Raw genomic sequence first — 11,329 nt, 5'->3', positions numbered from 1 at the left:
CGAAACCCCGGGCCGCCGCGCCGGGCTCCCACCCATTAGGCTGGGGGCCCGGCCGCCCGCTGCCGTCATGTCGTTCGTTCCGAGGAGCTCCCGTGCTTGAGGCCTTCTTCTCCGCCCTGCTGGTCCTGGTCTGCGTCGGCGTGCTCGCCTTCGCGGTCGTGACCGTGAAGAAGCTGTACCAGGGCCAGCGCTGACCCTCGCCGAACACTTCCCGTACACCCTCACAGATCGTCTGAGCCGCTCATGATCGAGATTCCGTCCGACCTCCACCCGGACCTCGTGCCGCTGGCCTTCCTCCTCGGTAACTGGGCGGGTGCGGGCGTCTCCGACTTCCCCGGTGCCGAGAAGTGCAACTTCGGCCAGGAGGTCACCTTCAGCCACGACGGCCGTGACTTCCTCGAGTACGTCTCGCACTCCTGGGTGCTGGACGCCGAGGGCAAGCAGGTCAAGCCGCTGGAGTCCGAGTCCGGATACTGGCGCATCGACAAGGACCGCAAGGTCGAGATCGTCATGGTCCGCGACCAGGGCGTCGTCGAGGTCTGGTACGGCGAGCTGGCGAAGCAGAAGCCGCAGATCGACATCGTCACCGACGCGGTGGCCCGCACCGCGGCCTCCGGCCCGTACAGCGGCGGCAAGCGTCTCTACGGCTATGTGAACAGCGACCTGATGTGGGTCGGCGAGAAGTCGACCCCCGACGTCGAGCTGCGGCCGTACATGTCGGCGCACCTGAAGAAGGTCGTCACCCCGGAGGAGGTCGCCGCCATGGCGAAGAGCCTCGGGGACATGCCGGACGACGGCATCGCGTTCTTCAAGTAGGCCCCGTCAGGGCCGTCGCACTTCCCGGTCCGGCGGGCCGGGGCTCGCTCCGCCCTACACTGGGCATGTGGTGAGCACCGACTGGAAGACCGATCTTCGGCAGCGTGGCTACCGGCTGACGCCTCAGCGCCAGCTCGTCCTCGAGGCCGTGGACAAGCTGGAGCACGCGACGCCCGACGACATCCTCTGCGAGGTGCGCAGGACGGCGTCGGGCGTGAACATCTCCACCGTCTACCGGACCCTGGAGCTCCTCGAGGAGCTCGGGCTGGTCAGCCATGCCCACCTCGGGCACGGCTCCCCGACCTACCACCTCGCGGACCGCCACCACCACATCCACCTCGTCTGCCGGGACTGCACGGACGTCATCGAGGCCGATGTCGACGTGGTCGCCGACTTCACGGCGAAGCTGCGGGACACCTTCGGCTTCGAGACCGACATGAAGCACTTCGCGATCTTCGGGCGCTGCGCCGACTGCACGGCGAAGGCCGGTGCGACGACAGGACCCTGACCAGGTCCGCGCGGGTCGTACGCTGGTCGCATGAAGAGCCCCTTGCTGTCCCTGCCCGGCGCCGTCCCCGCCGAGGGGCGCGACGAAGGCGTCGCCGCGCACTACGGCGACCTGTTCCGTGAGCAACGCGCACTCGCCGACGGCAGCGGCCTCGTCGACCTCTCGCACCGGGGGGTCGTCACGGTCACCGGCGACGACCGGCTGGCCTGGCTGCATCTGCTGCTCACCCAGCACGTCAGCGACCTCGCGCCGAACCAGGCGACCGAGGCGCTGATCCTCTCCGCCAACGGGCACATCGAGCACGCCCTCTATCTGGTCGACGACGGCACGACGGTGTGGATGCACGCCGAGCCGGAGACCCAGGGCGAGCTGATCGCGTATCTGGAGTCGATGAAGTTCTTCTACCGGGTCGAGGTCGCCGACCGCACCGAGGACATCGCCGTCGTGCACCTTCCGGCCGGATCCATCGCCGAGGTCCCGGACGGTGCCGCCGTGCGGGAGACGGCGCACGGCCGCGACCTCTTCCTGCCCCGGGCCGACCTGGAGGCGTACGCCGCCGAGCACGGCCCGGTGGCCGGGATCCTGGCGTACGAGGCGCTGCGCGTCGAGGCGCACCGCCCGCGTCTGAACTTCGAGACCGACCATCGCACCATCCCGCACGAGCTGGGCTGGATCGGCAGTGCCGTGCACCTCCAGAAGGGCTGCTACCGGGGCCAGGAGACGGTCGCCCGTGTCCACAACCTGGGGAAGCCGCCGCGCCGCCTCGTCTTCCTGCACCTCGACGGCAGCGAGGTGCACCTGCCGGGCCACGGGACGCCGGTCAGGCTCGCCGCCGACGGCCAGGAGGGCCGCCAGCTCGGCTTCATCACCACCTCGGCCCGCCACCACGAGCTGGGGCCGATCGCCCTGGCGCTGGTGAAGCGGAACGTCGCGGTGGACGCGGAGCTGATCGCGGGTGACACCGCGGCGGCCCAGGAGACGGTCGTAGAGCCGTAGGCCGCGGGCCCTGGAGGGCCCGCTACACCTCGACGAGCACGGTGAACGGGCCGTGGTTCGTGAGCGAGACGCGCATGTCCGCCCCGAACCGGCCCGTCTCCACCCGCGCCCCGAGGGCGCGCAGTCGCGCCACCACCTCGTCGACCAGCGGCTCGGCGACCTCGCCCGGCGCGGCGGCGTTCCACGTGGGCCTGCGGCCCTTCCTGGCGTCCCCGTAGAGAGTGAACTGAGAAATGACCAAAAGCGGTGCATTCACGTCCGAGCAGGACTTCTCGCCCTCCAGGATCCGAAGGGTCCACAGCTTGCGGGCGAGCTGCGCCGCCTTCTCCGCCGTGTCGTCGTGAGTGACCCCCACCAGCACACACAGGCCCTCGCCGGTGATCTCGCCGACCGTTCCGGTCCCCGACGGATCGTCCCCGGCGCCCGCCACGGTGACGCTCGCGCCGTCCACTCTCTGTATCACTGCACGCATACAGACCAACCTATCTTGGGCTGAACGGGTACAGAGCACCTGCGTGAACACCCTGCGTAGTGGCACCATGCACGGTGTCGGTGTGCCGACGCACCGGTCGAGGGGACGGAACATCATGACGACACATGGAACCGGGCCATCACCCGGTGCCGTACCAGGGACACGTACAGCTGCCGGCCTGCGGCCGCCGGTGCAGCGGACCGGTACCGCGCCGCCCGGCCAACTGCCCGCCCCACCGCTCGTACAGCTGCCGGGAGCGGTGTCCGTGCCCGGACAGACCGGGGGCGGTGCGGTCGAAGCACTGGCCTCCGTCCGCCCCCAGCCCGAATTCGGGGGCCTGCGGCTGCCGGACCTGCGCTCACTGCGCCGGGACGCCCAGCGCGACGAGGCGGACCTCAGCTACGTACGCCGTCTGGTCCAGGGCCGAATCGACATCCTGCGCGCCGAACTCGCCCGCCGGGTGGACCCCGAGTCGCCCGTCGTGGACCGGCTCTCGGAGATCCTCGCCGACACCCCGTCCGTCCACCGCTCCTCGGCCCGGCACGTCACCCTCACCACGCCGCGCAGCGACGAGTACCGCCGGCTGGCGGCGGACACGCTCGCGGAGGTCGAGCTGTCCGACCTCGACGCCCGGACGGACGAGGAGCTCCTCACCGCCATGGGGCGGCTCGTCCGCTACGAGCGGCAGGTGTCCCGGCGCCGTCACCGGCTCCAGCGGACCGTCGACGATTGCAGCGCGGAGATCGCCCGCAGGTACCGTGACGGGGAAGCACAAGTAGAGGACCTGCTCGCCTGAGGTGACCCTTCCGGGGGCGGGTCACGCCCGTCCCCGGAAGGCCACCAGCCCATGAGCTCCTCCATAGCCTCGTACGCGTCCTCGTCGTCCGTGCCCCCGGTCCTGGCCGAGGTCGTGCGGTCCGGCTTCACCGAGGGCCACCACAGGGGGTCGCTGGTCGTCCTGGCCGCGGACGGGAGCGTGGAGCTCGCGCTCGGCGACCCGGCGGCCCCGGTCTTCCCGCGTTCGTCCAACAAGCCGATGCAGGCCGCCGCGATCCTCCGGGCCGGTCTCGACCTCTCCGGGGAGCGGCTGGCGCTGGCGGCCGCGAGCCACTCGGGCGAGGCGTTCCACCTCGACCTGGTCCGCACGATGCTCGCCGAGCACGGGCTGACCCCGGACGACCTCCAGACCCCGCCCGATCTGCCCCTGGACCCCGTCGAGGCGGAGGCGTACCTCGCCGCCGGGGGCGTGCGGGAGCCGCTCACCATGAACTGCTCCGGCAAGCACGCGGCGATGCTCGCCGTGTGCGTACTCAACGGGTGGGACACCGCGACCTATCTCGACCCGGCCCACCCGCTCCAGCGGCTGGTCGGCGAAGTCGTCGCGGAGGCGGCGGGTGAGCCCGTGGCGTCGATCGGCACGGACGGCTGCGGGGCGCCGCTGATGGCGATCGGTCTGGTGGGCCTGGCCCGCGCGTTCCGGGCGTTCGTGCTGGCGGAGCCGGGGACGGCGGAGCGGCGGGTCGCGGACGCGATGCGGGCGCACCCGGAGTACGTCGCGGGCACGCGGCGGCCGGACACCTGGCTGATGCGGGAGCTGCCGGGCACGCTCTCCAAGATGGGCGCGGAGGCGGTCCAGGCGGTGGCCCTTCCGGACGGCAGGGCCCTGGCCTTCAAGATCGACGACGGCTCCACGCGCGCGCTCGGCCCGGTGCTGGCCCGCGCCCTCGGACTCCTGGGCGTCGACGCCCCGGTGGTGTCCCGCGTCGGGCGGGCCCCGCTGCTGGGCGGCGGCGCCGAGGTCGGCGAGATCCGGGCGGCGTTCTGAGCTGCGGGCCTGCCGGAAAACCGCGCGACATCCCCTGCGCCGGTGCCTAGCGTGGGCCGCATGAGCCTTGATCCGCGTACCGTCTCCGAAGCCGAATACCCCGACTGGATGCGTGCCGTGGGGACCGGGTTCCTCCGGGCGGCCTCGGTGCCGTCGGAGGAGGAGGTCGCGGTGCGCCTGGCCCACACCGATCTCTCCCGTGTCCAGGGGGTGTTCGACGCCGGACGCTGTGTCGCCACCTTCCGGTCGTTCGCGCAGGAGCTGACCGTCGTCGGCGGCGCGAAGGTCCCGGCCGACGCGGTCACGGGCGTGACGGTGACCCCGACGCACCGCCGGCGCGGGCTGCTCAGCCGGATGATGGCGGCCGACCTGGCGGCGGCGAAGGAGCGCGGTGACGTGGCAGCCTCGCTGATCGCCGCCGAGTACCCGATCTACGGGCGCTACGGTTTCGGGCCGGCCTCCTGGACCGCCGAGTGGGAGATCGACGTCCCCCGCGCGGGCCTGGACCCGCGCGGCCGGGTCCCGTCCGGGGCGGACGGCGGGCGGATCGAGCTGGTGGACGGAGCGGACGTACGCAAGCTGGGCCCCGAGCTCCACAGCCGACTGGCCGCCAGCCGGCACGGTGTGGTCTCCCGTGACGAGCGCTGGTGGCAGCGCAACACCGGTGTGGACGTCCCGGCGTCGGACAAGTGGACGGAGCCGTTCTACGCGGTGTACCGGTCGGCGGACGGGGAGACGGACGGGCTGATCGTCTACCGCGCCGACGACAGGTGGGGCGACCGTAAGCAGCCGCTCAACACGGCGACGGTGGCCGACATGATCGCGACGACCCCGGCGGCGGAACGGGCCCTGTGGCACTTCGTCTGCTCCATCGACTGGATCACCACGGTCCGCTCGGGCTACCGCGCGCCCGACGACCTGCTCCCGCTCCTCCTCCCGGACCCGCGCGCCGCCCGCGTGGTGACCCAGGCGGACTGGCTGTGGCTGCGGCTCCTGGACGTCCCGCGGGCCCTGGAGGCACGTACGTACGCGACCGAGGGCTCCCTGGTCCTGGACGTCCGGGACGGGGCGGGCCTGGCGGGCGGCCGTTTCCTGCTGGAGGTGTCACCGTCCGGCGCCTCGTGCGCGCCCACGACGCGGGGCGCCGACCTCACGCTGGACGTGGCGGAGCTGGCCACCCTCTACCTGGGCGACGAGTCGCCGGTGCGGCTGGCGGCGCTCGGCCGGCTCGACGAGCACCGGGCGGGCGCGGTGGCGACGGCGGACGCGGTGTTCCGGACACCACGACGGGCGTGGTGTCCGGACGTGTTCTGAGGCTTCACCGCTTCGGCGCGGGCCTGTGGGCGTCAGGTCGCGAGGAATTCCAGGAGGTCCTTGTTGAACCTCTCCTTGTCACCGGGGACGAGCGCGATGCCGTGCGAGCCGCCCTCGTACACCTTGAGGGTCGCGTTCTTCACGAGCTGTGCGGCCTTGCGTCCGGTGGCGTCGATCGGCACGATCTGGTCGTCGTCGCCGTGGACGACGAGCGTCGGGATGTCGAACTTCTTCAGGTCCTCGTGGAAGTCGGTCGCGGCGAAGGCGTCCACACAGTCCACGCCTCCCTCGATGGTCTGGGCCATGGCCATGTACCAGAAGGCGTCCTGGTTTCCCCGGGTGACCTTGTTGCCGTCCCGGTTCGCCCCGAAGAACCCGACGGCGGTGTCCTTCCAGAACTGCGAGCGCTCGGCCAGGATGCCGTCCTTGATGCCGTCGAAGACCGACTGCGGCACGCCCTCGGGGTTGTCCGGGCCCTGGAGCATCAGGGGCGTGATCGCCGAGAGCAGCACGGCCGACCTGACACGGCCCGTGCCGTGCCGCCCGATGTAGCGGGCCAGCTCGCCGCCGCCCATCGAGTGGGCGACCAGCGTGACGTCCCGCAGGTCGAGCTGGGTGAGGAGGTCGTCGAGGTCGTCGGCGAAGGTGTCGAAGTCGTACCCGTCGTAGACCGGCGTCGAGCGCCCGTGGCCCCGGCGGTCGTGGGCGATACCCCGGAAGCCCGCGTCCGCGACGGCCTTCAGCTGGTCCTGCCAGGCGTCGCCGTTCAGTGGCCAGCCGTGGATGAACACCACGGGGCGGCCCGTGCCCCAGTCCTTGTAGAAGATGTCGACACCGTCGCGGGTCGTGCAGATCGGCATGGTGAACCTCTCGGGTCTGCGGCAGGCAGGAGCCTTCTCGTCCCCCGTTCCATCCTCCACACGGTGGCCCCGGCCGCACTTCGGCCGCACCTCGCTGCCGTCCCTGCGCGAGATCATGGGCGCCTACGAGCGCCGGCTCCGGGGCGTCACCGCGTCCGCGCCCTGAAGAGCGCCCCCGACAGGGACACGGCCACCAGCAGGATCCCGGCCGCCCACGCGAGCGCGGTCCAGGGGGCGTTGCCGACGGGCTGGTCGAGGAGGAGGCCGCGGAGGGATTCGATGGCGGGGGTGACCGGCTGGTTGTCGGCGAAGCCGTGGAGCCAGCCCGGCATGCTGTCGACCGGGACGAACGCGCTGCTCGGGTACGGGAGGAACGACATGAAGAAGGTGAACCCGCCGGCCGCCTCCGGTGTGCGGGCGAGCAGGCCGATCGCCGCCGAGATCCAGGACAGCGCCACGATGTAGGCGAGCAGCACGGCGGCGACGGCGAGCCAGCCCGCAGGGGTGGCGGCGGGGCGGAAGCCGATGAGCAGGGCCACGGCGAAGACCAGCGTGGTGGAGACCAGGTTGCGTACCGTGCTCGCCACGACATGGCCGGCCAGCACCGGCGTCCCGCCGATGTCCATGGAGCGGAAGCGGTCGATGATGCCGCCCTTCATGTCCTCGCTCACCGCCACGGCGGTGGTGGCGGAGCCGAAACCGGCGCAGAGGAACAGGACGCCGGGGACGACGTACATGACGTACGAGTCGTAGTCCGCGCCCGTCTCGATCGCGCCGCCGAAGAAGTAGACGAAGATCAGCATCAGCATGATCGGCAGCATCATCGACGTGATGACGGCGTCGATGTTGCGGCGGCTGATGAGCAGGCTGCGGCCGGTCATGACCGTGGCGTGGGTCAGGGCTCCGGGTGCGTCAGACATGGGCGGGTGCCTCCGGCTTCTCCGCGGTGAGGGCGAGGAACACGTCGTCGAGGGTCGCGCTGTGCAGGGAGAAGCGGTCGACGTCGGTGCGGTGCGGGTCGATCTCGTCGAGCAGGGCGCGGACGTGGGCGGCGGTGCCGTCCGTGGGGAGGCCCAGCGTGAGCGTCTCGGGGGAGTGGTGGACGGCGCGGGTCGCGAGCCGGAGATAGGCGTCGCGGCTGCTGAGGACGAGGTCCAGGCGGTGTCCCGCGACGCGTGACTTCAGGGCCTCCGGGGTGCCCTCGGCGACGCTGCCGCCCTGGTGGAGGACGGTGATGCGGTCGGCGAGCTGGTCCGCCTCCTCCAGGTACTGGGTGGTGAGCAGCACCGCGGCGCCCCGGCCGGCGAGGTCGCGGACGACCTGCCAGAGCTCGCGGCGGCTGCGGGGGTCGAGGCCGGTGGTGGGCTCGTCGAGGAAGAAGACGCCGGGCTCGGGCGATCCCACCAGTCCCGCCGCCAGGTCCAGGCGGCGCCGCATCCCCCCGGAGTACGTACGGGCCTGCCGGCGGCCCGCGTCGGCGAGGCCGAAGCGCCCGAGGAGTTCCTCGGCGCGGCGCCGGGCCTGGCCGCGGGGCAGGCCGGACAGCCGCGCCATCATGCGCAGGTTCTCCTCGCCGGTCAGAGTCTCGTCCACGGCGGCGAACTGCCCGGTCAGGCTGATGGCGCGGCGCACCCGGCGCCGGTCGGTGACGACGTCGTACCCGGCGATGCGTGCCGTGCCGGAGTCGGCGGTGGTGAGGGTGGCGAGGATGCGCACGGTCGTGGTCTTGCCCGCGCCGTTGGGGCCGAGCAGCGCGTGGATCCCGGCGCGGGCGACCTGGAGGCCGACACCGTCCAGGACCCGGACCCGGGCTCCCGCCTTCCCGTAGGACTTGGTCAGACCGCGCGCCTCGATCATGACGTCGTTCATGGCCGTGGACATGAAGATCCCCCTTCTGCGTATGACATACGCGTTACTGCGTAAGCATTACGCAAACCTAGGATGGTGGCAAGCCATGACCGGGGAAGGGCGGCTTTCGGGTGACGGAGAAGAGCAGCGCGTCGGGCGGCACGGGCCTGCCGGCCAGCATCGAGGCCGCGTGGGGACTGCGCGAACGGCCGGTCAAGGGCCCGAAGCCCGGCCTGACGCTGGACCGCATCGTCGCCGCGGCCGTGCAGGTGGCGGCGGCGGAGGGGCTCCCGGCCGTCTCGATGGGCCGGGTCGCCAAGGAACTCGGCGCCTCCACGATGTCTCTCTACCGCTACGTCTCCGCCAAGGAGGAGCTCTACGTCCTCATGCAGGAGGCAGTCATGGGCCTCCCCGAACCGCTGCCCGCGCTGGAGGCCGGAGCGGGCTGGCGGGAGGCGCTGGCGGAGTGGGCATGGGCACAGCGACGGATGTTCCAGCGCCACCTGTGGTCCCTGCGCATCCCGATCGCGGGCCCGCCGGCCAGCCCCAACATGGTGGTGTGGTGGGAGCAGGGGCTCCAGGCGCTGTCGGGCAGCGGGCTGTCTCCGGGGGCCAAGATCTCGGTCATCCTGCTCGTCTCGGGCTTCGTACGGAACGAGGCCACGCTGATGAGCGACATCGCCGCCGCCGTCCAGGAGAAGGGCGTGCCCCCCGACGAGTTCATGGCGCGGTGGGAGCGGACGGTGCGCAGGCTGGTCGACCCGGCACGGCACCCGGAACTGGCCGACTTGCTGGAAACCGGGGTCCTGAGCGAACCGGACGAACCCGACTACGAGTTCGTGTTCGGTCTGGAACGGATCCTCGACGGTGTCGAGGCGCTGATCAAGAAGGACGCACCGTCATGAGCGCGGAGAAGTTCAGCCTGCGGGAGCGGAAGAAGCAGCTGACCTACGAGGCCGTCTCCGAGGCCGCGATCTCCATGTTCCTCGAACGAGGCTTCGACAAGGTCTCGGTGGCCGAGGTGGCGGCGGCGGCCGACATCTCCAAGCCGACGCTGTTCCGCTACTTCCCCGCCAAGGAGGACCTGGTCCTGCACCGGTTCGCCGACCACGAGGACGAGGCCGCCCGCGTCGTCACCGGCCGGCCGGACGGCACCTCCCCCCTGGACGCGCTGCGCCGCCACTTCCTCGACGGACTGGACCGCCGCGACCCGGTGACCGGGCTCTGCGACCACCCGGACGTGCTGGCCTTCCACCGCCTGCTCTACGGAACCCCGTCGCTCGTCGCCCGCCTGTACGGCTACCAGGGCCGCTCCGAAGCGGCGCTCGCCCGCGCCCTCGACCCCGGCACCCCGGTGGCGGCGCGGCTCGCGGCGGGTCAGATCATCGCCGTACTGCGGATCCTGGCCGATGAGAACTGGCGGCGGATCGACGCGGGCGAGAGCGCCGGCCAGGTCCACGCGGACGCGGTGGAGGCCGCTGCCCTGGCCTTCGCCCAGCTGGAGAACGGGCTGCTCATGCCCCGTCCCGGAGAAGCCCCCTCGGTGGGCCCGGGGTGATGCCGAACGGCCCGTGCAGATCGGCCGGTTCGCGGAAATGCACGCCGGTCATGCCGAGCGCGACGGCCGCGTCGACGTTCTCGCGGCTGTCGTCGACGAAGAGGCAACGGTCCGTCGGCACCCCGGCCCGTGCGGCGGCGATCCGGTAGATCGCGGGGTCCGGCTTGGCGACCCCCTCGACGGCGCTGCTGACCACGTGGTGGGCCAGGTCCGTGAGTCCCAGGGCGGCGAGGTCCTCGGCCAGCCGGGGCGTGGCGTTGGTGACGAGCACCAGTGGCACGCGGGCCCGTATCCGGCGCAGCAGCGCGACGACCGTTCCGTCCGCCCGGAACGGCGCCCGGGCGAGCGCCCTGCCCAGCTCCAGGGCCTTGGCCTCGCCGACCCGGCGGGCGAGAGCGAGCGCGACGGTGCCGGTCCACTCCTCCAGGGTGATCCGGCCGAGGAGGAGCGGGAGGTCGACCTCGGGGGCGTACGCGATGTCCTCCGTGGTGCCCTCCGGCAGGCCGGCCGCCCGCTCCAGTGCGGCCAGGTGCGTCACGTCGTAGAAGCGGACCACGTTGTCGAGGTCGCACAGCACGGCGTCGTAGGCCAGGTCGTGCGTCACCGCCCGGTCTTCTCCGTCACGTCCAGGGCCGCTCCGTACAGCCTCGACACCCGGAGTCTGATCACCACACGGTGCTCGGCCACCGCCTGTTCCAGGAAGAGCCGTTCGTCAGCGGGGTCGTCGAAGGCCGGTGCCAGGGAGAGGAGTTCGCGCCCGACGGCGTCTCCGGCGGCCACGGTCGGCGCCGACACCTCGGCAAGACCCTCGGCCACGGCGAACGACCAGACGTCGCCACCGTCGACATGCAGGGAGGCATGAGGGTTCCGCCGCAGGACGCGGGTCTTGAGGCGGCCCTCGGTGGAGGAGACGCGCACGACGCGCTCCTCGGCGTCCCAGCGGTACAGCACGGTCGACAGGTGCGGATGACCTGTGGAACGGACCGCTGCCAGCACTCCGAACTGCTGCTCCTGGAGTATCCGGGAGAGCGCCCGGTCGGTGAGGACGCGGGGCGGGGGCCCGCTCTTCGTCTCGTCGGTGGTGTTCACGGTGCGCACCTTTCGGGCTTCGGGGTTCGGAGTCGGTTGCTTC

General features: G+C 71.8%; 15 protein-coding genes. 9 read left to right on the top strand and 6 right to left on the bottom strand.

Features of this window, described 5'->3' with window-relative positions; all coding sequences use genetic code 11:
- Positions 1-243 precede the first annotated feature (243 nt).
- The 3 genes from AB0P41_RS15880 to AB0P41_RS15870 all read left to right on the top strand — a co-directional run bounded on the left by AB0P41_RS15880 (position 244) and on the right by AB0P41_RS15870 (position 2,320).
- Positions 244-816 carry an FABP family protein gene (locus tag AB0P41_RS15880; protein ID WP_356708022.1) on the top strand — a complete coding sequence of 191 codons (573 nt, stop codon included), beginning with the start codon at positions 244-246 and terminating at the stop codon, positions 814-816.
- Positions 817-883: 67 nt separating this feature from the next.
- Complete coding sequence (locus AB0P41_RS15875) at positions 884-1,324, top strand: transcriptional repressor (protein ID WP_356708021.1); 441 nt, start codon at positions 884-886, stop codon at positions 1,322-1,324.
- A 30-nt stretch (positions 1,325-1,354) separates the two neighbouring features.
- Complete coding sequence (locus AB0P41_RS15870) at positions 1,355-2,320, top strand: folate-binding protein (protein WP_356708020.1); 966 nt, start codon at positions 1,355-1,357, stop codon at positions 2,318-2,320.
- A gap of 22 nt (positions 2,321-2,342) precedes the next feature.
- Here AB0P41_RS15870 and dtd read toward each other — a convergent pair whose 3' ends face one another.
- Positions 2,343-2,792 (bottom strand): D-aminoacyl-tRNA deacylase, encoded by a 450-nt coding sequence (dtd, locus tag AB0P41_RS15865; protein ID WP_356708019.1) that lies wholly within the window; start codon positions 2,790-2,792, stop codon positions 2,343-2,345.
- Between the two features lie 115 nt (positions 2,793-2,907).
- Between dtd and AB0P41_RS15860 the strand changes: the two genes are divergently transcribed.
- Genes AB0P41_RS15860 through AB0P41_RS15850 form a run of 3 tightly spaced genes read left to right on the top strand, consistent with a single transcriptional unit; the run spans position 2,908 to position 5,931 of the window.
- Positions 2,908-3,588 carry an ABC transporter substrate-binding protein gene (locus tag AB0P41_RS15860; protein WP_356708018.1) on the top strand — a complete coding sequence of 227 codons (681 nt, stop codon included), beginning with the start codon at positions 2,908-2,910 and terminating at the stop codon, positions 3,586-3,588.
- A 51-nt stretch (positions 3,589-3,639) separates the two neighbouring features.
- Positions 3,640-4,617 carry an asparaginase gene (locus AB0P41_RS15855; protein WP_365932447.1) on the top strand — a complete coding sequence of 326 codons (978 nt, stop codon included), beginning with the start codon at positions 3,640-3,642 and terminating at the stop codon, positions 4,615-4,617.
- Between the two features lie 60 nt (positions 4,618-4,677).
- Entirely contained in the window at positions 4,678-5,931 is a 1,254-nt protein-coding gene (locus AB0P41_RS15850; protein WP_365932445.1) for a GNAT family N-acetyltransferase, read from the top strand.
- Positions 5,932-5,963: 32 nt separating this feature from the next.
- On the opposite strand, the gene AB0P41_RS15845 is transcribed toward AB0P41_RS15850, so the two are convergent.
- Positions 5,964-6,791 (bottom strand): alpha/beta hydrolase, encoded by an 828-nt coding sequence (locus AB0P41_RS15845; protein WP_365932443.1) that lies wholly within the window; start codon positions 6,789-6,791, stop codon positions 5,964-5,966.
- Here AB0P41_RS15845 and AB0P41_RS15840 point away from each other — a divergent pair.
- Positions 6,778-6,957: a hypothetical protein gene (locus AB0P41_RS15840; RefSeq protein WP_356708014.1), complete on the top strand. Its 180-nt coding sequence runs from the start codon at positions 6,778-6,780 to the stop codon at positions 6,955-6,957. The two genes, AB0P41_RS15845 and AB0P41_RS15840, sit on opposite strands and share 14 nt — an antisense overlap.
- Here the strand turns inward: AB0P41_RS15840 and AB0P41_RS15835 are convergent.
- Both AB0P41_RS15835 and AB0P41_RS15830 read right to left on the bottom strand, forming a co-directional pair.
- Positions 6,938-7,711, bottom strand: coding sequence for an ABC transporter permease (locus tag AB0P41_RS15835; protein ID WP_356708013.1), 774 nt, complete (start codon positions 7,709-7,711; stop codon positions 6,938-6,940). The genes AB0P41_RS15840 and AB0P41_RS15835 overlap by 20 nt on opposite strands.
- Positions 7,704-8,672 (bottom strand): ATP-binding cassette domain-containing protein, encoded by a 969-nt coding sequence (locus AB0P41_RS15830; RefSeq protein WP_365932441.1) that lies wholly within the window; start codon positions 8,670-8,672, stop codon positions 7,704-7,706. Before AB0P41_RS15830 ends, AB0P41_RS15835 begins: the two co-directional genes overlap by 8 nt.
- A 98-nt stretch (positions 8,673-8,770) precedes the next feature.
- Between AB0P41_RS15830 and AB0P41_RS15825 the strand changes: the two genes are divergently transcribed.
- Both AB0P41_RS15825 and AB0P41_RS15820 read left to right on the top strand, forming a co-directional pair.
- Positions 8,771-9,544, top strand: a complete 774-nt coding sequence (locus AB0P41_RS15825; protein ID WP_365932439.1) for a TetR/AcrR family transcriptional regulator — start codon at positions 8,771-8,773, stop codon at positions 9,542-9,544.
- The gene (locus AB0P41_RS15820; RefSeq protein ID WP_365932437.1) at positions 9,541-10,197 is read left to right on the top strand and encodes a TetR family transcriptional regulator; all 657 of its coding nucleotides are present in this window, start codon (positions 9,541-9,543) and stop codon (positions 10,195-10,197) included. Before AB0P41_RS15825 ends, AB0P41_RS15820 begins: the two co-directional genes overlap by 4 nt.
- On the opposite strand, the gene AB0P41_RS15815 is transcribed toward AB0P41_RS15820, so the two are convergent.
- Both AB0P41_RS15815 and AB0P41_RS15810 read right to left on the bottom strand, forming a co-directional pair.
- The gene (locus AB0P41_RS15815) at positions 10,154-10,801 is read right to left on the bottom strand and encodes an HAD-IA family hydrolase (RefSeq protein WP_365932436.1); all 648 of its coding nucleotides are present in this window, start codon (positions 10,799-10,801) and stop codon (positions 10,154-10,156) included. The genes AB0P41_RS15820 and AB0P41_RS15815 overlap by 44 nt on opposite strands.
- Complete coding sequence (locus tag AB0P41_RS15810) at positions 10,798-11,286, bottom strand: TIGR03618 family F420-dependent PPOX class oxidoreductase (protein WP_365932434.1); 489 nt, start codon at positions 11,284-11,286, stop codon at positions 10,798-10,800. Before AB0P41_RS15810 ends, AB0P41_RS15815 begins: the two co-directional genes overlap by 4 nt.
- Positions 11,287-11,329: the final 43 nt, after the last annotated feature.

It is taken from the genome of Streptomyces sp. NPDC079167 (genome assembly GCF_040686735.1).
Lineage (GTDB): Bacteria > Actinomycetota > Actinomycetes > Streptomycetales > Streptomycetaceae > Streptomyces.
This window is presented reverse-complemented; position numbering and strand designations above follow the sequence as displayed.